At 49.0% G+C, this 23,377-nt stretch carries 24 protein-coding genes, 1 tRNA gene, 1 other RNA gene and 1 pseudogene; 3 read left to right on the forward strand and 24 right to left on the reverse strand.

Going from position 1 to position 23,377, the window contains the following annotated elements; translation table 11 throughout:
- Window positions 1-76: 76 nt before the first annotated feature.
- From ssrA to K6T22_RS13215, 13 genes are all read right to left on the reverse strand, one after another.
- Window positions 77-435, reverse strand: a transfer-messenger RNA (tmRNA) gene (gene ssrA / locus K6T22_RS13155).
- Between the two features lie 58 nt (window positions 436-493).
- A complete protein-coding gene (gene smpB, locus K6T22_RS13160; RefSeq protein WP_029342464.1) occupies window positions 494-964 on the reverse strand; it encodes an SsrA-binding protein SmpB in 471 nt (156 codons plus the stop codon).
- Window positions 965-996: 32 nt separating this feature from the next.
- Window positions 997-3,357 carry a ribonuclease R gene (rnr, locus tag K6T22_RS13165; RefSeq protein ID WP_238237722.1) on the reverse strand — a complete coding sequence of 787 codons (2,361 nt, stop codon included), beginning with the start codon at window positions 3,355-3,357 and terminating at the stop codon, window positions 997-999.
- A 14-nt stretch (window positions 3,358-3,371) separates the two neighbouring features.
- The gene (locus K6T22_RS13170) at window positions 3,372-4,112 is read right to left on the reverse strand and encodes an alpha/beta hydrolase (protein WP_035409936.1); all 741 of its coding nucleotides are present in this window, start codon (window positions 4,110-4,112) and stop codon (window positions 3,372-3,374) included.
- Window positions 4,113-4,213: 101 nt separating this feature from the next.
- Window positions 4,214-4,447, reverse strand: a complete 234-nt coding sequence (secG, locus tag K6T22_RS13175) for a preprotein translocase subunit SecG (RefSeq protein WP_023469201.1) — start codon at window positions 4,445-4,447, stop codon at window positions 4,214-4,216.
- Window positions 4,448-4,593: 146 nt separating this feature from the next.
- Window positions 4,594-5,511 carry a ribose ABC transporter substrate-binding protein RbsB gene (gene rbsB, locus K6T22_RS13180; protein ID WP_214723887.1) on the reverse strand — a complete coding sequence of 306 codons (918 nt, stop codon included), beginning with the start codon at window positions 5,509-5,511 and terminating at the stop codon, window positions 4,594-4,596.
- A gap of 27 nt (window positions 5,512-5,538) precedes the next feature.
- Window positions 5,539-6,507 (reverse strand): ribose ABC transporter permease, encoded by a 969-nt coding sequence (gene rbsC, locus K6T22_RS13185; RefSeq protein ID WP_052019102.1) that lies wholly within the window; start codon window positions 6,505-6,507, stop codon window positions 5,539-5,541.
- 1 nt (window position 6,508) lies between these two features.
- Window positions 6,509-7,987, reverse strand: coding sequence for a sugar ABC transporter ATP-binding protein (locus K6T22_RS13190; RefSeq protein WP_238237723.1), 1,479 nt, complete (start codon window positions 7,985-7,987; stop codon window positions 6,509-6,511).
- Window positions 7,988-7,999: 12 nt separating this feature from the next.
- Window positions 8,000-8,389 carry a D-ribose pyranase gene (gene rbsD, locus K6T22_RS13195; protein WP_238237724.1) on the reverse strand — a complete coding sequence of 130 codons (390 nt, stop codon included), beginning with the start codon at window positions 8,387-8,389 and terminating at the stop codon, window positions 8,000-8,002.
- Complete coding sequence (gene rbsK / locus K6T22_RS13200) at window positions 8,386-9,264, reverse strand: ribokinase (protein ID WP_238237725.1); 879 nt, start codon at window positions 9,262-9,264, stop codon at window positions 8,386-8,388. Before rbsK ends, rbsD begins: the two co-directional genes overlap by 4 nt.
- A complete protein-coding gene (locus K6T22_RS13205) occupies window positions 9,261-10,241 on the reverse strand; it encodes a LacI family DNA-binding transcriptional regulator (protein ID WP_064299430.1) in 981 nt (326 codons plus the stop codon). The genes rbsK and K6T22_RS13205 overlap by 4 nt, the downstream gene beginning before the upstream one ends.
- Window positions 10,242-10,430: 189 nt before the next feature.
- Entirely contained in the window at window positions 10,431-10,670 is a 240-nt protein-coding gene (locus K6T22_RS13210) for a hypothetical protein (RefSeq protein WP_238237726.1), read from the reverse strand.
- 323 nt (window positions 10,671-10,993) lie between these two features.
- Complete coding sequence (locus K6T22_RS13215) at window positions 10,994-11,347, reverse strand: hypothetical protein (RefSeq protein WP_238237727.1); 354 nt, start codon at window positions 11,345-11,347, stop codon at window positions 10,994-10,996.
- Between the two features lie 135 nt (window positions 11,348-11,482).
- Between K6T22_RS13215 and K6T22_RS13220 the strand changes: the two genes are divergently transcribed.
- Window positions 11,483-11,803 carry a hypothetical protein gene (locus K6T22_RS13220; RefSeq protein WP_023469210.1) on the forward strand — a complete coding sequence of 107 codons (321 nt, stop codon included), beginning with the start codon at window positions 11,483-11,485 and terminating at the stop codon, window positions 11,801-11,803.
- A gap of 137 nt (window positions 11,804-11,940) precedes the next feature.
- On the opposite strand, the gene K6T22_RS13225 is transcribed toward K6T22_RS13220, so the two are convergent.
- From K6T22_RS13225 to K6T22_RS13270, 10 genes are all read right to left on the reverse strand, one after another.
- Complete coding sequence (locus tag K6T22_RS13225) at window positions 11,941-12,189, reverse strand: hypothetical protein (RefSeq protein ID WP_230088506.1); 249 nt, start codon at window positions 12,187-12,189, stop codon at window positions 11,941-11,943.
- A 13-nt stretch (window positions 12,190-12,202) separates the two neighbouring features.
- Window positions 12,203-13,114, reverse strand: coding sequence for an acyl-ACP desaturase (locus K6T22_RS13230; protein ID WP_238237728.1), 912 nt, complete (start codon window positions 13,112-13,114; stop codon window positions 12,203-12,205).
- A gap of 269 nt (window positions 13,115-13,383) precedes the next feature.
- The gene (eno, locus tag K6T22_RS13235) at window positions 13,384-14,676 is read right to left on the reverse strand and encodes a phosphopyruvate hydratase (RefSeq protein ID WP_035409961.1); all 1,293 of its coding nucleotides are present in this window, start codon (window positions 14,674-14,676) and stop codon (window positions 13,384-13,386) included.
- Window positions 14,677-14,735: 59 nt separating this feature from the next.
- Window positions 14,736-16,283 carry a 2,3-bisphosphoglycerate-independent phosphoglycerate mutase gene (gene gpmI / locus K6T22_RS13240; protein WP_238237729.1) on the reverse strand — a complete coding sequence of 516 codons (1,548 nt, stop codon included), beginning with the start codon at window positions 16,281-16,283 and terminating at the stop codon, window positions 14,736-14,738.
- On the reverse strand, window positions 16,284-17,036 hold the full coding sequence (gene tpiA, locus K6T22_RS13245) for a triose-phosphate isomerase (RefSeq protein WP_238237730.1): 753 nt from the start codon (window positions 17,034-17,036) through the stop codon (window positions 16,284-16,286). It abuts the gene before it with no gap.
- Window positions 17,037-17,063: 27 nt separating this feature from the next.
- Window positions 17,064-18,248: a phosphoglycerate kinase gene (locus K6T22_RS13250; RefSeq protein ID WP_050678694.1), complete on the reverse strand. Its 1,185-nt coding sequence runs from the start codon at window positions 18,246-18,248 to the stop codon at window positions 17,064-17,066.
- A 121-nt stretch (window positions 18,249-18,369) separates the two neighbouring features.
- The gene (gene gap / locus K6T22_RS13255; RefSeq protein ID WP_035409970.1) at window positions 18,370-19,377 is read right to left on the reverse strand and encodes a type I glyceraldehyde-3-phosphate dehydrogenase; all 1,008 of its coding nucleotides are present in this window, start codon (window positions 19,375-19,377) and stop codon (window positions 18,370-18,372) included.
- 53 nt (window positions 19,378-19,430) lie between these two features.
- Window positions 19,431-20,456 carry a sugar-binding transcriptional regulator gene (locus K6T22_RS13260; protein WP_238240119.1) on the reverse strand — a complete coding sequence of 342 codons (1,026 nt, stop codon included), beginning with the start codon at window positions 20,454-20,456 and terminating at the stop codon, window positions 19,431-19,433.
- A gap of 118 nt (window positions 20,457-20,574) precedes the next feature.
- A complete protein-coding gene (locus K6T22_RS13265) occupies window positions 20,575-20,835 on the reverse strand; it encodes a glutaredoxin family protein (RefSeq protein WP_238237731.1) in 261 nt (86 codons plus the stop codon).
- A complete protein-coding gene (locus tag K6T22_RS13270) occupies window positions 20,826-21,968 on the reverse strand; it encodes an RNA polymerase factor sigma-54 (protein ID WP_238237732.1) in 1,143 nt (380 codons plus the stop codon). Before K6T22_RS13270 ends, K6T22_RS13265 begins: the two co-directional genes overlap by 10 nt.
- Before the next feature lie 153 nt (window positions 21,969-22,121).
- On the opposite strand from K6T22_RS13270, the gene K6T22_RS13275 reads away from it, so the two are divergent.
- Together K6T22_RS13275 and clpP are read left to right on the forward strand one after the other, a co-directional pair.
- Window positions 22,122-22,197, forward strand: a tRNA-Arg gene (locus tag K6T22_RS13275).
- Window positions 22,198-22,379: 182 nt separating this feature from the next.
- Window positions 22,380-22,964, forward strand: a pseudogene (clpP, locus tag K6T22_RS13280) (ATP-dependent Clp endopeptidase proteolytic subunit ClpP); the annotation flags it as partial.
- Between the two features lie 161 nt (window positions 22,965-23,125).
- Here clpP and K6T22_RS13285 read toward each other — a convergent pair.
- Entirely contained in the window at window positions 23,126-23,362 is a 237-nt protein-coding gene (locus K6T22_RS13285; RefSeq protein WP_023469221.1) for a hypothetical protein, read from the reverse strand.
- Between the last annotated feature and the right edge of the window lie 15 nt (window positions 23,363-23,377).

A 23,377-nucleotide genomic window follows, 5' to 3' on the forward strand; every position in this document is an offset into this window, starting at 1 on the left:
CATTAAAATAGTAACAAAAAGTGTCAAAATCCTTTTAGGGATTTTGACACTTTTTTTGAAATCCGCTGATTTCGTCGTATGGAGACGGTGGGAGTCGAACCCACGTCCGAAGGCATCGTATACTTAAGCTTCTACGTGTGTAGTCAATTTATTGGGATCTCGTCGTCAGGCTGCCAATTGACAGGCGTCCGTCCGACCAGTCTGATTCCATCTCTTCTCTTTCCCTCCAGACGGAAGGGTCCAAGCGTAGCCTGTTTAAAGTGAGACCCTAGAAATCAGCCGACCAGGCGACGGCTGCTAGGATCCGTAGCGGCAATTAAGCTGCTGCGAGTTGTGTGTTAGTTTTGCCAGTTATGGCTGGTGCGTTTTAACGAGGCCGACCCCTCGACACGCCACAGAAGACCGAACTACCCCCGTCGAATCCGTAACGTCCCCAAGATATAAAATTGGGGCTTTCCGAATACTAATATTCTAGCAGAAAAGTGTTACGGGTTCAATACTTTTGCTTATCGCGCAGTGCCCGGTCGATATCACGCTTCGCATCCTTCTTCTTCAGGTCGTCGCGTTTATCAAATTTCTTCTTCCCGCGTCCGAGTCCAATCAAGCATTTTGCGTAACCGTTCTTGATGTAGACCTTCAGCGGTACGATCGTGTAACCGTCCCGTGAGACCGCTCCGATCAAGTTTGCTATCTGTTTCTTGTGCAACAACAGCTTCCGAGGGCGGAGCTGCTCATGGTTGTAGCGGTTCCCCTGTTCGAAGTGGGCGATGTTTGAGTTCCAAAGAATCGCTTCTCCCCCGTCGAACCGGACGAACGCGTCCCCGATACTGATTTTTCCTTTACGGACCGATTTGATCTCCGTTCCCGTCAAGACGAGACCGGCTTCGATCGTATCCTCGATCGCGTAATCGAACGAGGCCCGTTTGTTATTCGCTAAGACTTTCGAATCTGTTCCCTTTGGCATGTTCATTCACCACATTTCCGATGCGGAAGCGCTTATTTGCGCTTCCGTTTCTTATTCGAGACCGCCTTATGGAATGGCGGCTTATCCTTTTTATCTTTCAGCGCGAAGCCTTTGCCTTTTGACTGGTCTTTCGACTTGCCCGGACGTTTTGACTTGCCGCGACGGTCATCTTTCTTCTTATCGTCGCGTTTTTGTCCCGGACGTCCGCCGCTTGAGCGAATCGTCTTCGACTCGAACCGTTTCTTCGGTTGCCGTTCTGGCATCCCGACGACGCTGAAGTCGATCGTACGTTCATCGATGTTGACGTTCGTAACCTTAATCTCGACGACATCACCAATCCGGAACTGTTGCTTCGTCCGCTCACCGATCAGCTGATAGTTCGCTTCATCATAGCGGTAGAAGTCATCTGTCATCGCTTGGATGTGGACGAGTCCTTCGATCGTGTTCGGCAATTCGACGAACATCCCGAAGTTCGTGACGCCACTGACGACACCTTCAAACGTCTCGCCGATGTGTTGCTCCATATACTCGGCTTTCTTCAACGCATTTGTTTCCCGCTCCGCATCAACCGCACGACGCTCGCGTTTTGACGAATGATCCGCGATTTCCGGGAGGATCTCTGAGTAACGGTCTTGCGTCTTCTGCGACTTGTCATTGTAGATGACATATTCACGCAACAAACGGTGGACCATTAAGTCTGGGTAACGACGGATCGGTGACGTGAAGTGCGTGTAGTAGTCCGTCGACAGACCGAAGTGACCGATCGGTTCGATGTCGTATTTCGCTTGTTGGAGCGAACGGAGCATGACCGTACTGACGACGGCTTCTTCCGGCTCGCCTTCAACAGCGTTGAGGATCGATTGTAACGTTTTCGGTGCAACTGACTCACCCTTGCGTTCGACGTTGATGCCGAAGTTACCGATGAACTTGAAGAACGTATCGAGACGTTCTGCTTTTGGCTCATCGTGAATCCGGTACATGAACGGCAGTTTTTGACGCTGAATGTGCTCGGCGACCGTTTCGTTTGCTGCAAGCATGAACTCTTCGATCAGCTTCTCTGCGACCGACCGTTCACGAAGAATGATCTCACTCGTCTTGCCTTCTTCGTTGACGAGAACCTTCGCTTCTGGGAAGTCGAAGTTGATCGCCCCACGACGCGAGCGACGTTCGCGCAGGATTGCTGCGAGTTCCGCCATCTTGTCGAAGTACTCGACGAGATCTTGGTACTTCGCGATCACTTCTTCGTCTTCGCGTTCGACGATTTTCCGGACGTCCGTATACGTCATCCGTTCTGTCGTCTTGATGACACTCTGGAAAATCTCATGGTTAACGACAGCACCGTTCGCATCGATTTCCATGATACAGCTGAGCGTCAGGCGATCGACGTGCGGATTGAGCGAGCAGATCCCGTTCGATAACCGGTGCGGAATCATCGGGATGACGCGGTCGACGAGATAAACACTCGTTCCGCGCTCACGCGCTTCTTCGTCGAGTGCTGAATCTTCTTTGACGTAATGCGAGACGTCAGCGATATGGACACCGAGCTCGAAGTTGCCGTTCGCTAATTTCTTAACGTGAACCGCATCATCGAGGTCTTTCGCGTCCGCCCCATCAATCGTCACCGTCAATTCGTTCCGTAGATCAACGCGTCCGACTAAATCTTTCTCATCGATCTGATCCGGTACAGCGTTCGCCTCAGCGATCGCTTCCGGTGAGAAGTCGACGTTGATGCCGTGCTTATGGACGATCGACAAGATGTCGACGCCTGGGTCATTCTTGTGACCGATGATTTTCAAGACTTTCGCCGTTCCCGCGTAGCGACCATCGGGATACTTCGTAATTCGGGCGAGGACTTTATGGCCATCGACGGCACCGAGTGTATCTTCGTTCGCAACGACCGGTAAGAACGTCAATTTCGTATCATCCGGTTCGATGTAGGCGATCGATTCGATCCGTCCTTTTGGACTGACGAACGTTCCGACGAAATCGGCTGGTCCGCGTGAGAGAATCTTGAGTAGTTTCCCCTCGCGACGGTCGCCGCCGTTTGACTCGGCAAACACTTTGACGAGGACACGGTCGCCGTTATAGACGTTCTTCAGTTCCGGTGCCGGCAAGAAGATATCACCTTCTGAGCCGTCTTCCGGTGAGACGAAGCCGAATCCGCGTTGGTGAACGGAAATCTTCCCTGCGACTTGACCGATTTGCGCAAGCGTTCCGTATTTGTTCGAGCGTGTCCGGGCGATCAACGCTTCGTCTTCCATCGCGTTTAGCGTCCGAATCAATTCCTTGAATGCTTCCGTATCCGCTAGTTCTAGTTTTTTCGTTAATTGATCAATCGACAACGGACGTTCTTCCGTCGTGATGACCGTTAGTATTCGTTCACGTAATTCCAACGTGACACCTCCAGTTACTTGCTCCAGTTCAATGACTCTAGGAAGTCCAAGATGTCAGAGTGGAGCTGGTCTTTTTCTTTGTCGAGCGTAATGACGTGACCTGAGTTCTCATACCAGATCAGTTCTTTTTGGAAGGCACTGACTCCATCATGAATGATGTTCGCAGAGTCGGTGTTGATCATGTGATCATTGCGCGCTTGGACGACGAGCGTCGGTGCGTAGACGTCCTCTAGCGAATCGCGTGTCTCACGCAGCAGTTCCTGCAAGTCCTTCAAGGTCGGCATCGGTTCAAAGGACGCCATCTCTTGGTCGATCTCTTCTTGCGATTTGCCTTCTCGCTTCTTGAATTCTCGTGCGTACTCGGTGACTCCTGCATACATGACTTCTTCACTTTTGATGTAGGCGGGTGCACACATCGGGATGACCGCTTTGACCGGACGGTTCATCGATAACTTTAGCGACATGACGCCACCAAGCGACAGTCCGCAAACGGCGATTTCGTCATAGCCTTTATCGACGAGTTCCTGATATCCGGCAAGGACATCCTGCCACCAGTCGGCTGGCCCGGTCTTCGTCAGCTCTTCGGGTGGGGCAGCGTGCCCTTTATATTGTGGTGCGAGGGACGTATAGCCCTGCTTTTGCAAGTAGCGACCGAGGATGCGGACATCCGCGCTCGATCCCGTGAATCCGTGTAATAGTAAAACGGCACGTGGGCCGGCTTCGAAAAAGAATGGTTTCGGTAAAGTGATTTTCATAAAATGATTCCCCCTCTAACTCTATACCCCATATCCGAAAAAAATGAATATCGAGAAATACAAAAAACGACAGCGCGATCATACGGCTGTCGTTTCAATGCTCACTTATAAAAAGCGACGAGTAACGCCAAGATGAAGAGTAATGCTCCTAAGATAGACGCCACACGATTTAGGACCGCATCCAAGCCACGAGCTTTTTGGCGACCAAATAATTGTTCTGCTCCACCCGTCAATGCTCCGAGTCCGGTCGTACGACCCGACATCAATAGAACGACGATGATGAGAAGAACGGAAACGACGATGAGGCCGACAAGAGCCACGTTATGAATGATCATCGATGATCCTCCTTCAGTAATATACGCTTCTTTCATTATAGAGAAAAACAAGTACGGGAACAAGGAATAGATTTAGGAACTTTTTCCTGCCTTCTCTGCCTGACGAAAAGAGACACCTGAATCGTCGACTCAGGTGTCTCATCTCCTTATTGTTTGATCAATTCGAGATCGACTGGGATGTTCTTCTCGACTTTGTCGCCTTTTAAGTGCTTGATTGCTGTTTCGACACCCATCTTGCCGATTTCAGTCGGTTTTTGAGCGATCGTTCCTGCCATTTTTCCGTCTTTGACGGCTTTGACCGCATCATCCGTTGCATCGAAGCCGATGACTTTCACATCATTCAGACCCGCTGCTTTTAACGCTTCAACCGCACCGAGTGCCATCTCATCGTTGTGCGCGAAGACGGCTTTGATGTCTTTGTTGTTTTGGAGGATGTTCTCCATGACCGACAATCCTTTTGCCCGGTCGAAGTTTGCTGCTTGTTTTGCGACGACGTCAAGTTTACCGTCGACCGCTTCATGGAACCCTTTACCGCGGTCGCGTGTTGCGGATGCTCCTGGAATTCCTTCAAGTTCAACGACTTTCGCTTTATCGCCAACGAGTTCGATCATGTACTCACCAGCTTGTTTCCCACCCGCGACGTTATCCGACGCGATGTGTGCGACGACATCGCCTGCTTCTGCGTTCCGGTCAACTGTGATGACGGGGATGTTTGCATCATTTGCTGTTTGGACGGCTGCACCGACTGCTGCTGAGTCCGTTGGGTTGATCAAAATGAGATCGACTTTCTTTTGCACCATGTCTTCGATGTCGCTTGCTTGTTTTGCTGCATCATCTTGTGCATCGGCGACTTGAAGTGTTGCGCCTTGTGCTTTGGCTTCTTGTTCTGCCCCTTCTTTTAACGAGACGAAGAATGGATTGTTGAGGGTTGAAATCGAAAGACCAATCTTGAAGTCCTTCGTCTTCTTCTTCGTTTCGCCGTTGCTGCTGCCTGGCTGTTCCGTCGAACAGGCTGCTGCGAAGACCATTAATGCCATCATGACGACTGCAAGTAGTTTTTTCATCTGTAATTCCTCCTTTTTGAGTGTGGGTTACGCTGCTTGTTTCCGGTCCGCGAGTACCGCGAACAAAATGACTAAACCTTTGACGACGAGTTGGAAGAACGAGGAGACACCTAGCAAGTTGAGTCCGTTGTTCAGTGTTCCGATGATCAAGGCACCAATCAAGGTACCGACAATCCAGCCACGACCACCTGAGAGGCTCGTCCCGCCAAGGACGACCGCTGCGATGGCGTCGAGTTCGTACGATGTCCCTGCCGTCGGCTGCGCCGAGTTCAGACGAGACGTCAGGATGATTCCGGCAAGTGCTGCCATCAAGCCAGAGAGTGAGTAAATCATGATTTTGACTTTATTGACTTGAATCCCCATCAACTTCGCTGCTTCTTCGTTACCGCCGATCGCATACGTATAGCGACCAAACGTCGTCTTTTTCAAGATGAAGTAGAGAACCGCAAAGGCAAGCAACATCGTTAGGACCGGTACTGGGAAGATCCAGAAGTAGCCGCGTCCAAACAGTTCGAACCAGCCACCTTGGCTAAGTCCGGTGATCGGTTTCCCGTCCGTATAGACGAGCGTCAAGCCTCGGAAGATCGTCATCGTCGCAAGTGTTGCGATGAACGGTGCGACTTTCCCGAGTGAGATGACCATTCCGTTCAACGCACCCATGACAGCTCCGACGATCAATCCGGCAAGAACAGCGATCAACGCTGACGTTCCGTCCGTCATCAGACCCGCGACGAAGGCGGACGAGAGCGCAAGAATCGAGCCGACCGATAAATCAATCCCACCCGTCAGAATGACGAACGTCATCCCGAAGGCAATCAAGGCATTGATCGAGACTTGCCGTAAGATGTTAAATAAATTATTCAATGTTAAAAAGTCCGGTTCCATGATCGAGACGACGAGGACGATCGCGAACAATCCTGCGAGTGGTCCAAGCTTTTGTCCGATCCCAAGACGTCTCGGTTTTGCTTCCGTTACCTTGCCTTGCATCAATTCCATATCATTGTCCTCCTGTCGCAAGTGTCATGATGCTTTCTTGCGTCGCTTCCTGTCGTGTCAACATGCCGCTCATCTTGCCTTCGCGCATGACGTAGACCCGGTCGCTCATCCCGAGAATCTCCGGGAGGTCCGAGCTGACCATAATGATTGCGACCCCCGCCGCAGCGAGTTCGTTCATGATGAGGTAAATCTCTTTCTTCGCCCCGACGTCGACACCACGTGTCGGTTCGTCGAGAATCAAGACTTTCGGTTGTGTCCCGAGCCATTTCGCGAGGACGACCTTCTGTTGGTTCCCCCCGGACAGTGACTTCGCCGGTTGGTCCATCGAGCTGTGGCGGACCGAGAGCGACTTCAAGTACCCTTCCGCAAAATCACGTTCTGCCTGATCTTTGATGACACCAGATCTTGATAACGAACGAATCGTCGGCAGCGAAATGTTCTCACGCAGTGAAAAGTCGAGGAACAACCCTTCGCCTTTGCGGTCTTCAGTCAAAAAGCCGATGCCCTGTCGGATCGCGTCGTACGGTGTCTTAATCTTCAGCGACTGTCCGTTCAGTTCGATCGTCCCCTCTTTCAGGCGATCGACCCCGAACAATCCGCGCATCACTTCCGTCCGCCCAGCACCCATCAAACCTGAGAAGCCGATGATTTCACCCGCCTTGACGGAGAACGAAACATCGTCAAACCGTTTCCCGCTCGCCTGTTTGACCTCAAGGACGGTCGCACCAATCGAAACGTCACGATCCGGATAACGTTCTCCCATCTCACGACCAACCATCTCTCGGACGATCTGTTCGAACGATGTATCGGGAATCGCGTGCGTCGAGACGGAAATCCCGTCCCGTAAGACCGTGATCCGGTCGCAAAGCTCGAAGATTTCCTCCATCCGGTGCGAGATATAGACGATCGAGACGCCTTGATTACGCAGTGCCGTCGCGACGCTGAATAAAGCGCGAATTTCCCGCTCTGTCAGTGCGGCTGTCGGTTCATCCATGATGATGACCTTCGCGTCCGTCATCAAGGCTTTCGCGATTTCGATCATCTGTTGTTGACCGACCGATAACGTCCGGGCGAGCTGATCGACGTCCATGAAGACGTTCAATTCGGCGAGTTCCCGTTCTGCCTGGCGCTTCATCTCCCCTTGCTTGAGAATCCCGAAGCGTGACTTCAGTTCCCGTCCGAGGAACAAGTTCTCCGTCACCGTCAAATCCGGGAGGATGTTCAGCTCCTGGTGGATGAAGGCAATCCCCGCCTCTTCGGCAAGCTTCGGGTTCTTATACTCGACGTCCTGTCCATCGACGCGAATCGTCCCCGCGTCCGCTTTATGGACACCGGTCAAAATCTTCATCAATGTCGATTTCCCGGCACCGTTCTCTCCCATCAAGGCATGAATCTCACCCGCTGCGAGGTCGAAGTCAACGCCTTTGAGGACGGGAACAGGACCGAATGCTTTTTTAATACCTGTCATCTCGATACGCATTACTCGACCCCCTTAAAAGATTACGCCGGAATGGAAGATGACATTTGCGTACGGTGTCGCTTCCCCGGTCCGGATGATGACCTTCGCCTGCTGCGTCAATTTCTTGAACTCCTCGTGTGAGACGAACGTTCTCTCGATCTTCATGTCTTCCAGTGCCTCAAGGACGTTCGGATTCGCTTCCTTGATCTCCGTCGCGAGTGTCAGTTGTTCGATCGCCATGTCACCAGCAACGACACGGACGACATCGAGAAATGACGGTGTGCCAAGTTCAAGTGCTAAATCGATTCGTGCAACACCGTCTGGAATCGGTAAGCCGCAATCGGCGATGACGATCGTATCGGTATGACCAAGATCGGTCAGAACTTTGCTAATATGACTGTTTAAGATACCGTGTTTCTTCATGCGTCTCCCTCCATCTGTTCCCGTGTCGGCATGCCGCCTTGAGCGCCGAGCGCGCGGATGGATAAGCCGGCTGCCCGGTTCGCGAAACGAATTGCCTCAACAAGTGGTTGTCCTTCGGTTAACGCGACGGCTAAGGCGCCATTGAACGTATCCCCTGCTCCTGTCGTATCGACGACCGTCGTCTCGATTGCTGGAATCGTCACGATCGACTCTCCGTCGTAGAAGCGTGCCCCACGACTGCCTTCGGTCACAATCAGTTTATTCGGGTATTCCATCAGCCAATGTTCGATCGGCTGGTCTTGTCCGAAGATCAAGCCACATTCATGTTCGTTTGGCGTTAAGTACGTCACGTGTTCAATCAATTCCGGACTGAGTGACATCGCGGGTGCTGGATTCAAGACGACTGGAATGCCGGCTGCATGTGCTTCGCGAGCCACAGTCTCGACCGTTTCGATTGGAATCTCGAGCTGGAGTAAGATGATTTCACTGTCCGTCAGAATCGGTGCGAGTACGTCAGGCGTAAATTGCACATGTTGATTGGCAGACTGGACGACGACGATCGAGTTGTCGCCTTCAGCGAGCGTGATATGTGCAGTTCCTGTCCGTTCCCCTTCAATCGTTTGCAAGTGTGTCGTCTGTACCCCTTGCGTCTTGAAGTTTTCGCGGATCGCTTCGCCGTTCGCATCACTGCCGACGCAACCGATCATTTCGACGGTACTGCCGAGACGCGCGACTGCTACGGCTTGGTTCGCACCCTTTCCGCCCGGTACGGTATGAAAGGCATCCCCGATGACCGTTTCACCTGCGCCTGGGCGGCGTTTACTTTCAACGACGAGATCCATCGAGATACTGCCGATGACACTGATTTGTTTCATGCTTCCTCATCCTTCCGTTTCGTCGTTTCCCGTTCGATGATCTCAACCGTCAACTCATGATGAACGGCAGCAATCGGTGTGCCCTCAATCCGTTGAATCAAGAGTTTCGCGGCCAGCTCTCCCATTTGATAGATCGGCTGCGCAATCGTCGTCAACGGTGGTGAAATCATTTGACCGAGTTCGATACCGTCATAGCCAATAACTTGTAGTTCGTCCGGAATCGTGATCCCGCGCTCTGCAGCGACTTGCACCGTTGCTGCGGCAATGACATCACTCGCAGCAAAGATCCCGTTGCAATGATAGTGATCAAAGAGATAGTTCGCTGCGTCGAGCGCCCCTTGAAAGTGGAACGGTGACTCGATGCTTGCAACGAGATGAGTTCCGGCGATCTCTTCGAAACCGTCCCGTCGTTTTTTGATCGTCGGGAGTTTCGATGGACCACTGATGACGGCTAATTCAGTTGCACCAGCTTCCAGTAGAAGCGAAGCCGCCTTCTTCCCGCCCTCGTATCCGTTTGACGTCACCGTCGGAATAGCTCCTTGTAACACACGGTCTAACGCTACGACCGGCACTTCGAGTTCTTCATAGTTCGGATTATTCGAGTAGTTCGTCGTGATGATCAATCCGTCGACATGCATCGCCTCGAGTGACTTGATATATTCGCGTTCTTTCTGAAACTGTTCGTCTGTGTTACACAAAATGACCTGAAAACCATGTTGATGTGCCATATCTTCCACAGCTCGAGCGAGTTGTGGGAAGAACGGGTTCGTGATGTCTGGAACGATCAAACCGATCAGTCCGGACCGTTTTTGGAACAACGATCGCGCGACCCGATTCGGTCGATAATCCAATTGTTTGATTGCCTGAAGCACCGCCTTACGCGATTTCTCGCTGACATAACCCTTTTCATTCATGACGCGTGAGACCGTCGCGACGGAGACATGTGCCGCTTTCGCTACTTCCCGGATGGTCGACATGTTTCGCCACCTCTTTCTTTTGATAACGCTTACAAGAATCATCATATTGTGTAACCGGTTACACATCAATCTTTTTTATATAAAATATATTTTATTTTTTTCGAGTCCTCGGATTGGACTATAAAAAAGAAGCCTGACGCGGCGTCAGACTTACAATCATTCCGTATGATCATCACTTTGAATCATGTCTTAAATAAAGACAATCAGTGAAAGACCAATCAAAATATTAATGAATCCTAACCCATCCGTCGCTTTCGTGTACAATGACGGTTTATCTTTTTTGACGCTGTCGTTTAGAAACATCAACGTCACAGCAATAACGGTCGTGATGCCGAGTGGTGCATTCAAAAAACTATCGGAATACGTAAATAAGTTATTCGTAATGTAGACACTGTTCAAAATGGATAAACCAAATAATACTTTCTGCATACAAGTCACTCCTATAATCACCAGGATCTTACGAAACCAACTAAGATCTGATTTCGCTCTCCCTCTATTATAGAATATTCTTCCAGTTACTCTTCCTTACACTATTGAAAGAAAGTATTTGGAGGTATACGCAAATACACCGTAAGACAGCGTCACGCCATCTTACGGTGTATTGATTGTCAGATTAGATAGCACTAGACGATTGATTTTCAGAAAAGACGGAGACTCCTGCGGGAATAGCGGAATAGGTAAGACCCCGCAGGAGCATTACGCGACGAGGAGGCTTGCCTTCCGCCCGCGGAAAGTGACATCTTGGACGAAAATCAATGAATATCTTCGCTTTGATTCTTTTTATTTTTCTTCTCTGTATACAAACGTCGAATCAAAGCAACAACGAACGCAACGATTGCCAGCGGCTCAAACAAATAAATCAATAGGAACGTGACATCAATGACGGCATCCTCCGGATTATAACGGATGATATAGAGCGCACCGGGTAAGATGGCAATCAGTCCGCCAATCCCAAGTGCCGTTCCAAAAATCAGACTCTGACGCGAAAACCGGCTCGTGATTTGATACAAGCCGATGAATAGTATGAGTTCCGTAAAATAGATGAGGCGCAACGGGATGTCACCAATCGACGTATCAAGCCCTAAAAACAAAAACCGAAATAGCATGTCGATTCCCCCTTCCCTCTAGTTCTACCCCGAACAGCGTTCTCGTAATGCTGGATTTCCAGTTTCCCTGCATATCCTCGCTTTAATTAGGGAATAGCTAGAGAGTTACAGTCACATACAGAGAGTTGGGATCGGATGAAAGAAGAACACTCGATGAGGGTCGTCAGTTGTCTGAATGATTATTTCGAACGTCATCAGCAACCCCTTCAGGTCGATCTCTTACGAGGTCTACCACCGATCGTGCTATTGTTGCGCGATGACGCGAAACGTGCCTTTCCGAAGGAAGCGAACTTGCACGATGAACTGTTACAAGACATCAAACGTTTGATTCAGGAATGTTTGGATCCCGATACACTGCGCGAATTAGGAATCGATGTCGATCTCCCGGACTTTTTCGTAACCCGTGCACCGCTTCATTCTGCCCATCATTATCTCGTTACATTCATTGAAGATTGATCGTATGTTAAAAGCAGCTATCTTTTCGTTCACGCATTTCCGTGAAAGAAGAAATAGCTGCTTTTTTGTAGACAGTAAAAAACCGATAGAGCCGCAGCACTACCGGTTATACTTTTCTTCACATATGAAAAGAGTACTTAATTTTCAACCTCAAGAATCGCTTCGATTTCAGCTTCTACTTCTTTGTTGACCATTTGCGAACGCTTTTTACGTAATTCGAGATCCATTTCCTGATCAATGAACTGGTTCGTATGCTTATCAAAGCAATCAAAACAGATCGGATAAAAATCTTTTGCTTCTTTGTTCAATGAGTTGAATTCCCACGTGTCGAGTTCCAAGTAACTGACTTGGTTGTTCGTTTCAGTTCCACAGATTTCACACTTCATGTTCATTGCCTCCTTAGACGTCGAGCTTCGCTTTTTCGACTTGGCGTTCCTGACGTTCCTTGATGCGCTTCAAACGTCCATGATACTTCATGATGTTCGCTTGAGACTGTTTCGCTTCTTCGGTTGTCGGCTCCAGGTCAGCGATCCCCCAGTATTTGACGACGACGTCTAATACTTGGTCGAAGTATTGGAGTGGTCCATAGTTCGTATCAACAGCAATCGTCTTCATACGTTCTGTAAAGTCCGGCATGACAGCACCTGGCATCGAGAAGTTAATGATGACATCTTCGAAGAAGACGATGAAGTTTGGATCGAGCTCTAAGTGTGCTTTAACCGTGTCACGATAGAACGCGTAATGCAGCGCTTCGTCCTTCGCTAGGCGACGGAGTAATGTTGCTAAGTCCTTGTCGTGTGCTCCTGCGATTTTCGCGACGTTGTTATAAAAGACGAGTGTCGCTAACTCTTGCAGTGACGTATACGCCATCGTCGCTAACGGATTCGTAAAGTCCGGGAACCAGCCACTTTCAACGACGCGTCTTCTTAACTGATGAAGTCGTGTCGGATTGACGTTTCGCGTAACGAGTAAATACGTCTCGAGTAAGTTCGAGTGCTGATCTTCTTCTGCTGTCCACGTCCGGACGAAATCATTGATGACTTCCATCGAGTTCTTAAATGTATAGTCTAAGTGCGACGTATACCAAGGTAAGTTGACCTCTGTCAGCAATGCCGTTTCGATCGCGACGATGACACCTTCCGGAAGCGTGACTTGGCTTTCGTCCCAAGGAACACGTTTAAACGACATCGCCTTATCCCACGGAATGAACTCGTGATAGCTCCAGTCAATGTTGGCTGAACGCTCCTTGTGTAGTCGATATAACTCTTGAATGCGTGGTTCTAAACGGATATCTAAATCTGAACTTAACATGATCTTATCTCCTTTAGACGTATTTTTCACCTTCATCGAGCAAGATGTTATTAATCCCTATAACTATTTGATTTGCACTTATTTATGAGTATAACATTTTAGTCATCTACTAGGATGAATCAATTTTTTGACAGTTCAGTATAGTTTTCATGACAAAAATGGTTTTCATGTTTGACATTGCATGATATACAAAAAACCTCCTATCCGTGTGTACGTATCACACGAATAGGAGGTTTTCCTTATAGCTTGTTCAAACGATCAACCTGAAATTACTTCTTGAGGTTGTAGAATGATTTGATTCCGTCGTAGACAGCAACGTCTGAAAGCATGTCTTCGATGCGGAGAAGTTGGTTGTATTTCGCGATACGGTCTGTACGTGAAAGTGAACCAGTTTTGATTTGACCAGCGTTTGTCGCAACAGCGATGTCAGCGATTGTTGAATCTTCTGTTTCACCAGAACGGTGAGAAACGACAGCTGTGTAACCAGCTTTTTTAGCCATTTCGATTGCGTCGAATGTTTCAGTCAACGTACCGATTTGGTTAACTTTGATGAGGATCGAGTTAGCGATGCCTTTTTCGATACCTTCAGCAAGTTTCTCAGTGTTTGTTACGAACAAGTCATCACCAACGAGTTGAACTTTGTGTCCGATACGATCTGTAAGGAGTTTGTGACCATCCCAGTCGTTTTCGTCACAGCCATCTTCGATTGAGATGATTGGGTATTTGTCAACGAGTTGTGCGTAGAATTCAACAAGCTCTTCTGTTGAAAGGACTTTGCCTTCGCCAGCGAGGTTGTATTTTCCAGCTGCTTTATCGTAGAACTCAGAAGAAGCGACGTCCATTGCAAGGTAAACATCTTCGCCTGCTTTGTAGCCAGCTTTTTCGATTGCTTCAAGGATAACTGTGATTGCTTCTTCGTTTGATTTCAAGTTTGGAGCGAATCCACCCTCGTCACCAACTGCTGTGTTAAGACCCATTCCGCTAAGAACTGATTTCAACGCGTGGAAGATTTCAGCACCCATACGAAGTGCTTCTTTGAATGTTGGAGCACCGACAGGCATGATCATGAACTCTTGGAAGTCCACATTGTTGTCTGCGTGTGATCCACCGTTGATGATGTTCATCATTGGTGTTGGTAATGTTTTCGCGTTGAATCCACCGAGGTACGTGTAAAGTGGAAGACCAAGCTCATCTGCAGCAGCACGTGCAGCAGCCATAGAAACACCAAGGATTGCGTTAGCACCGAAGTTACCTTTGTTTTTCGTACCGTCGAGATCGATCATTTTTTTGTCGATTCCAGTTTGGTCGAAGACATCGTAACCGATGATTTCTGGTGCGATTTTTTCGTTGACGTTGTCAACAGCTTTCAAAACACCTTTTCCGAGGTAACGTGCTTTGTCGCCATCACGGAGTTCGACTGCTTCGTGCTCACCAGTTGATGCACCTGATGGTACGAGTGCGCGACCGAAACCGCCATCTTCTGTATAAACTTCTACTTCTACTGTTGGGTTACCGCGTGAATCAAGAATCTCGCGTGCGTAAATCTCTGTAATCATTGACATTTAAATTCGCTCCTTTTGTGTGTAAGAAATATGTGCTGTAGCTACTTCGATCGACGGGATTATTTTTTCAATACGATCGATTTACCAGTCATCTCTGCTGGTTGGTCCGCTCCGAGGAGATCAAGGACCGTTGGTGCGAGGTCAGCGAGTGCACCTGTAAGTGGTTCAAGGAGTTCAACGTCCTCGACCGTCACGATACATGGAACGGGTTCTGTCGTATGCGCCGTCATCTTACTGCCGTCTGCATTGAGGACTTTATCCGCGTTCCCGTGGTCAGCCGTGATGACTGCCGCGCCGCCTTTGCTGAGAATCAAGTCAACGACTTTCCCAAGACACTCATCGACTGCTTCGATCGCCTTTTTCGTCGGCTCGAGCATACCCGAGTGACCGACCATATCCGGGTTAGCGAAGTTGAGGATGATGGCGTCGTGTTTGTCCGAGTTGATTGCATCGACGAGCGCATCTGTAACTTCATAGACGCTCATCTCTGGTTTCAAGTCGTATGTCGCGACTTTTGGTGAAGGGATCAAGATCCGATCTTCCCCTTCGTATGGTTCTTCACGTTGTCCGTTGAAGAAGAACGTGACGTGCGGATACTTTTCCGTTTCCGCGATGCGTAGCTGTTTGAGACCTTGTTTTGACAATGTCTCACCAAGCGTGTTTTTGATGTCTTCAGGCGGGAAGACGATGTCCGTATCAAGCGCATCCGAGTACTTCGTCATCGAGACGAGTAGCAGGTTCTTCGGTGCGTTGTCCGGAAGTTCGAATCCGTCGAAGCCTTTTTTCTCTTTGTAGACTTTTGAAAGCTGAATCGCACGGTCAGGACGATAGTTGAAGAACACGATCGCATCGTTATCGTGGATCGGTGCGACTGGCGTACCGTCTTCCTGCACGACAACAGTTGGTTCGATGAACTCATCCGTTACGTCTTGTTTGTACGAAGCTTCAACCATGCCGATTGGATCCTTCGTCGTTGGACCTTCACCGAACGTGATGACGTCATAGACTTTCTTGACGCGCTCCCAACGGTTATCGCGATCCATCGCATAGTAGCGACCAGAAATACTCGCGAATTGTCCAACATTCAATTCGTCCATCTTCGCTTGCGCGTCACGGAGGAAACCAGCGCCCGATTGTGGGTCGCAGTCACGTCCGTCCGTGAAAGCATGGAGGTAGACTTTTTCGATTTCGTGAAGTTTCGCGAATTCGAGCACCGCATATAAGTGGTTGATATGACTGTGGATCCCACCGTCAGAAACCAAACCGAAGATATGAAGCGCTGAACCGTATTTCTTCACGTGACCTGCCGCATCGTTCATCGCTTGACGCGAGAAGAACGAGCGATCCTTGACTGCGTTGTTGATTCGGGATAGCGATTGATAGACGACGCGACCTGCACCGATGTTGAGGTGACCCACTTCTGAGTTCCCCATTTGACCTTCAGGCAAACCGACGTATTCGCCTTTCGCATTCAACAACGTATGCGGGTATTGACCCCAGTAACGGTCGAAGTTCGGTTTGTTTGCCGCCGTAACAGCATTTCCAAACTCCTCGTCACGCATACCAAAACCATCAAGGATGATCAGTGCGACTGGACGTTTTGTCATTTAAATCGCCTCCAACAGTTTGAGGAACGATCCTGTCTCAAGACTTGCACCGCCGACGAGCGCGCCGTCGATGTCTGGTTGAGCCATATATTCTTTGATGTTTTCCGGTTTGACGCTACCACCGTATTGGATGCGGACAGCTTCTGCTGCTTCAGCACCAAATTCAGATGCAACGACGTCACGGACGAATTTACAAGAATCTTGTGCATCTTGTTCTGTCGCTGATTTACCTGTTCCGATTGCCCAGACAGGCTCGTAAGCGACGACGAGATTTTTCACTTGGTCGACAGTAAGACCTTTGAGGCTGTTTGCTGTCTGTTCGCGGATGACGTCTTCGAACTTGCCGCCTTCACGCTCTTCCAGTGTTTCACCTACACAAACGATTGGAACGAGACCGTGCTCGAACGCTTTTTTCGCTTTGCTGTTGATGAACGCATCTGTTTCGCCGAAGTACTCACGACGCTCAGAGTGACCGAGGATGACGTATGTCACGTCGAGTTCTTTGAGCATGAGCGGGCTGATTTCACCAGTGAAGGCACCGCTCTCTTTGTCGTACATGTTTTGAGCACCGATCTTAAGATCCGTACCAGCTGCTGCTTCTGTCAAGTGTGCCAAGAATACTGCTGGCGCACAGACGGCTGCGTCGACTGTCGTCGAAGCAGGTACAGCTCCTTTGACTTCCTCAACGAATGCGACTGCATCCTTGAGCGTCAGATTCATCTTCCAGTTACCTGCGATAATTGGTTTACGCATTGAGAAACACTCCCTTGTGAACTTAGATTACTTGTCGTTTAGCGCTTCGACACCAGGAAGAGCTTTCCCTTCCATGAATTCGAGACTTGCTCCACCACCTGTAGAGATGTGGCTCATTTTGTCAGCAAGACCGAATTTCTCTGCCGCAGCAGCTGAGTCGCCACCGCCGATGATTGAGTACGCATCGCTGTCCGCAAGAGCTTGCGCGACACCTTTTGTACCGTTTGCGTATTTATCGAGTTCGAATACGCCCATCGGTCCGTTCCAGACGACGAGTTTCGAGTTCTTGATTGCCTCTGCATAGAGTTCAACCGTTTTTGGACCGATATCAAGTGACATGTGATCTGCTGGGATCTCTGTAATGTCACGTGGTCCGACATATGTTTCTTCTCCGAATTCCTTCGTGATGACACAGTCGACAGGCATGAGGAACTTAACGCCTTTTTCTTCTGCTTTTTTCATGAATTCCTTCGCTTGGTCGATTTTGTCGACCTCAAGAAGTGAAGTACCGACTTCGATACCACGAGCTGTGAGGAACGTGTACGATAAGCCGCCACCGATGATCAACGTATCGACGATGTCGAGTAAGTGATCGATGACACCGATTTTATCCGCAACTTTCGAACCACCGATGATTGCCGTGAACGGGCGATCCGGGTTAGAAAGAGCTTTACCGAGAACTTGAAGTTCTTTTTCGATGAGAAGACCGGCAACTGCTGTGTCGACATGGTGTGCGATACCTTCTGTCGATGCGTGTGCACGGTGTGCTGCGCCGAACGCGTCGTTGACGAAGACGTCAGCGAGTTTCGCGAATCCTTTAGCGAGCTCTTCGTCATTTTTCGTTTCACCAGGGTAGAAGCGAACATTCTCTAAGACGACGACATCGCCGTTTTCGAGTTTGCTGACTGCTTCTTCTGCAACTGGACCGTATGCTTCTTCAACGAGCTTGATGTCTTTACCAAGCAATTCGCTGAGGCGTGCTACGACTGGTGCAAGTGAGAACTCAGGGTTCTTTTCGCCTTTTGGACGACCCATGTGGCTAGCGAGAATGACTTTTGCTCCGCCATCGATCAAGTGTTTGATCGTTGGGAGTGCAGCACGGATCCGTGTGTCATCCGTGATTTTACCGTCTTCCAACGGTACGTTGAAATCCACGCGTGTAAATACGCGTTTTCCTTGTACATCGATGTCGCGAATCGATTTCTTATTCATACATTCGTCCTCCGTCTCTTACGTATAGTGAGGGGCGAATGCCCCTCCCGCTTTTTTCCGCAATAAGAGCGGAGACTGATATCGTTTCCGCTCTTATTCAATTGCTATTTAATTGCTCGAATTACTTAGCGATTTCTGCGAAGTGTTTGAGTGTACGAACGAGTTGGCTAGTGTAAGACATTTCGTTGTCATACCAAGCAACTGTTTTAACGAGTTGTTTGTCGCCGACTGTCATGACTTTAGTTTGTGTTGCATCGAAGAGTGATCCGTAAGAGATACCAACGATGTCAGAAGAAACGATTTCGTCTTCAGTGTAACCGTAAGACTCGTTAGCAGCTGCTTTCATTGCTGCGTTGATTTCTTCTACAGAAACTTTTTTGTCAAGTACAGTTACGAGCTCAGTGAGTGAACCTGTAGCGACTGGTACACGTTGTGCAGATCCGTCAAGTTTACCTTGAAGTTCTGGAAGAACGAGACCGATTGCTTTTGCAGCACCAGTTGAGTTAGGAACGATGTTTGCTGCTGCCGCACGTGCACGACGGAAGTCACCTTTAGGGTGTGGAGCGTCGAGTGTGTTTTGGTCACCAGTGTAAGCGTGGATCGTAGTCATGAGACCTTCAACGATTCCGAACTGATCTTGGAGAACTTTAGCCATTGGCGCGAGACAGTTAGTAGTACAAGAAGCACCAGAGATAACTGTTTCAGTTCCGTCAAGGATTTCATGGTTCGTGTTGAAGACGACTGTTTTCATGTCGCCAGTTGCAGGTGCAGAGATAACAACTTTTTTAGCGCCAGCTTTCAAGTGAAGCTCAGCTTTTTCTTTGTCTGTGAAGAAACCAGTACATTCGAGAACGATGTCAACACCGAGCTCGCCCCATGGGAGTTCTTCTGGGTTGCGGTTAGCAAGTGTTTTGATTTCTTTACCGTTGACGAGGAAGTAACCGTCGTGTACTTCAACTTCGCCATCGAAACGACCTTGAGTCGTATCATATTTGAGAAGGTGTGCAAGCATTTTAGTGTCTGTAAGGTCGTTGATCGCGACTACTTCGATTCCATCGAATTGAAGAATTTGACGAAGTGCCAAACGTCCGATACGTCCAAATCCGTTAATACCAACTTTTACTGCCATGATAATTTTCCTCCTTTTAATGTAAAGCGAGTTATCTATTATTCAAAAGGGGGTTACCCTTTCAAAATCGAAGCTGCTGCGCCTTCATCCGTAATCAGGATGATGTCAGGCGACTGTTTGACATAGGCGTTGATCGCTTCTGCCTTCGAATGACCACCTGCGACGACGATGACGTGTTCGACTTGCTTCAAGTCATCCAGTTGGAGACCAACTGTCTTGACCCGGTGCACGATGTTCCCGTCTCGGTCGAAGTAATAACCGAATGCTTCCGCTACTGCCTGTTCATGTTCCAGTCGGGTCAGGAGATCCTCAGATGCGCGACGACGTTTTGCCATCGTTTTCGCCTCACCAATTCCATGTACCACGATTGAAGCACCTTTAATCATTTGAAGCACATTTTTTATGCTCGGCTCTTCGATCATCTTGACGAACGTCTCTGTACTGACCATGTCCGGGATGTGAAGCAGATGATAATCACTTTGAGCGCGTGACGCCATCCGTGAGCATACTGTGTTCGCTTGTAGTTCGAGCGTTTCTCCTAGTCCTCCGCGTGCCGGAACGAACGTCATTGGACGGTGTTCCTTGTCTGGCGACATCATCGCCGCGACGGAAGCCATCGTCGTACCGCCTGTGACAGCGATCGTATTGTGATGGTCTGAAGAAAGCTCTCGCTTGAGTCGTGCGACGGTCGCCCGCCCCATGTCTCGTTGTACCCAGAAGGTCTCATCGGAATCACCCGGTACGATGACGACGTCCCGTACCCCGAGTCTCTCTTTCAAGGCTTTCGCCATGTCTGAGATTCCTGCGAGTTCTCCCATGATGCTGTGCATGCTGCGAAGAACATTTCGTCCTTCATCCGTTAAGGACATCCCTTGCGTTGCGACCTCTAGGAGATCTTGTTGCTTCAAAAAGTCGACTTCCCGCCGTAAGACGCGTTCCGTCAAGCCAAGGCTTGTCGCAAGCGTACGTCGTCCGATTGGTTGCATCAGTCGCACATAATGAAGGATGTCGTAGCGTGTCTGCATTTCTTCGATCAGATCAGGCACGATTCGTTTTTGGATCTGGACTAACTGCCGAATCATGTATTTCCCTCTCCTCTCAAGTAGCTGGACGCTTTTTGTCCCGCATGTCATAACGTGTCCCACTTGGTACACCGTTATCATAACAGTCCATTTCTCGCCTTGCAAGTCTCGTTTCTCAAGTTTTTTGAAGTAAGCGTTTTCTTACTGTTTCCGTGTCGAATTTGCCATAACTCCAGATTTCCTCGTCATGCATGACGACGGGAATCTCGTATAAGAACCGTAGACTGAGCGCTTCATCCTGATCAATGTTGACTTCCTCGAACGTCCATTCCGGAAACTCATCGAGTACGAAGTCGAGTAAGATGGCGGCCTCTTCACATAGCGTACATCCCGGACGTGAATAGAGTGTTAAGTGTCTGTGTCGTTTTAATCCCATTCTGATTGCGCCTTCCTTTGCTGCATCGTTTTTCGGGTCAATCCAAGCGCTGCCCGGTATTTTGCGACCGTCCGTCGCGCGACTGTTAGACCGTCTTCCTGCAGGCGTTCCGTCAATTGCTGATCACTTAACGGTCGATCGCTTTGCTGAATGTATTCGGCGATTCGTCGTTTGATTAAAAAACTCGAATCCCCAGTCGTCGTCCGTGAGACGAACAAGTCTTCTAGGGCAACGAGACCATGTACTGTCTCGACGTACTTCGAAGCAATCGCTCGACCGATTGTCGATGGATGATGTCCCGTTGCTTCTGCGACTTGTTTTTTGGTCAGTGGCTCAAGATGCAGTTCGCCCTTGAACCAGCGTCCTTGTTGTTCAAGCAAGACCGAGAGGATGGCATGCAACGTGACACGCCGTCGTTCGTAAGCGCGCAAAAAAGGCGTTGCCTCTTTTAATTCGAGCCACGTCTGATCCGTGTCAAGTGTCATCCAGTCGATATGAAGTTCTCCATCCAACACATGAATTCGCGCCTCCGCTGTGACTGTTCGTTCTCCCTTTCGAAGATCTGGGGTCCGGCTTAGTCGCGTCAGTCGTTTTCGCAACCGCGTTCGATCCGGTTCACTGAACCTAGTGAACACCTGGTTCGCCGATTCATGTCGCAACCGATCCGTCAGTTCGATCAGTTCCGTATCATCTAGCTCGATTGCCTGTAACCACTGGCACTCGCGTTCCGAGCGGGCAGCGATGCCGACCGGTTCACATTGTTGGAGGAGCATTCGTGCTTCTTTAATCGATGCGACATCAGTTGAGAAGGATGCAGCAAGCTGCTCGTCCGATGTTCGCATTAAACCGTCCGCTTCTAAATACACAATGAGTTGTTCCGCCATATATCTTATTTCCTGTCTGACTGATTCTAAACGTATTTGTGCAAGAAGCTCCTCTTCATAGGACGCCACGTTTCCCGTCACTTGCTCGACTTCTAGCGAAACCTGATTCGGGTAATGGCGGTGCATTCGTCGTTTCAACCGTCGCCATTCCTCCTCGAGTTCAGCCGCGGGTTGCTCGAGTACATGTAACTGATACTGTTGTGACGCCGATAACGTCATTTTTTGCGTCTGTTCCTGGCGTTGATCCATCGATTCCCCTCCTCTGCTTCTTATTATAGAAGAAACGTTTTGAAAAACATCCTGCGAACCCTTCTTGAGTGGCTAGGGAAAAGAAAAGTCATGCTTCCCTATTGCTTTTCTGAAAAAATGTCGATATACTATTAATTGTTCAGTACATCAGATGCACCCGTAGCTCAGGGGATAGAGCACTGGTTTCCGGTACCAGGTGTCGGGAGTTCGAATCTCTCCGGGTGTACCATTTATTCAACTACAAGGCAATGCCAGCAATGGCGTTGCCTTTTTTCTATATTGATATGTTTCATTTGCCTTTGTAATGGAAAAATACCTAAAAGTCGCATCGTATCTTTTGACCAATATTGACCAAAGGATTATGATAAGGATAAGTCGAATAGGAAGCTACATACCAACTATAAGGAGGCAAAGACTATGTTAATTCCAACAGTCATCGAACAAACAAACCGCGGGGAACGTGCTTACGATATCTACTCACGTTTGCTAAAAGACCGCATCATTCTTCTCGGGAGCGCGATTGACGACAACGTCGCCAACTCAGTCGTTGCCCAACTTCTGTTCTTAGCAGCAGAAGATCCAGATAAAGAAATCTCGCTTTACATCAACAGCCCAGGTGGTTCGATCACTGCTGGTATGGCGATTTACGATACAATGAACTTCATCAAACCACAAGTTTCTACGATTTGTATCGGTATGGCAGCATCGATGGGTGCATTCTTGCTCCAAGCGGGCGCAAAAGGAAAACGTTTCGCGTTACCAAACGCTGAAATCATGATCCACCAACCACTCGGTGGTACACAAGGTCAAGCATCGGATATCAAAATCCATGCAGAGCGTATCATCAAAATGCGTGAACACCTCAACAAAATCATGGCTGAAAACACAGGACAACCACTTGAAGTCATCGAACGCGATACAGAGCGTGACAACTTCATGTCAGCACAAGCTGCTGCTGACTACGGTCTCATCGACCGCGTTATGGAACGTGCATAAGTCATCTGGAGTGTCTCCTTCGGGAGGCACTTTTTTAATGCGCCTTTTCATAATTAGTGAGATGAAAAGACGAGACGAAGACTCCTACGATAAAGCGAAGTCTTGTCGTTTATCGTTGCATACAAAAACCTCCCGTTCCGTGTAGAACGAGAGGTCGATGATCAGTCGATCAAGTCTGTGATGTCTGAAACGATATCGTGGTTTTCACGAATCAGCGAGTAGATCGCGTTCGCATGTGGCGAAAGCTCTTCTTCTGCTTGTAATTGTTTCAGGAATAAAGATGTTGCGAACGCAACGAGTGTGCTTTTTGGTACACCGATTGATTTTGCTTTTTTCGTTAATACTTCATCAAACTTCGCGTCTACAGTCAGCGAAATACGTTTCTTTTCGTTAGCCATTTCAAAAACTCCTTA

Source organism: Exiguobacterium acetylicum, assembly GCF_022170825.1.
In the GTDB taxonomy this organism is placed as follows: Bacteria; Bacillota; Bacilli; order Exiguobacteriales; family Exiguobacteriaceae; genus Exiguobacterium_A; species Exiguobacterium_A acetylicum_B.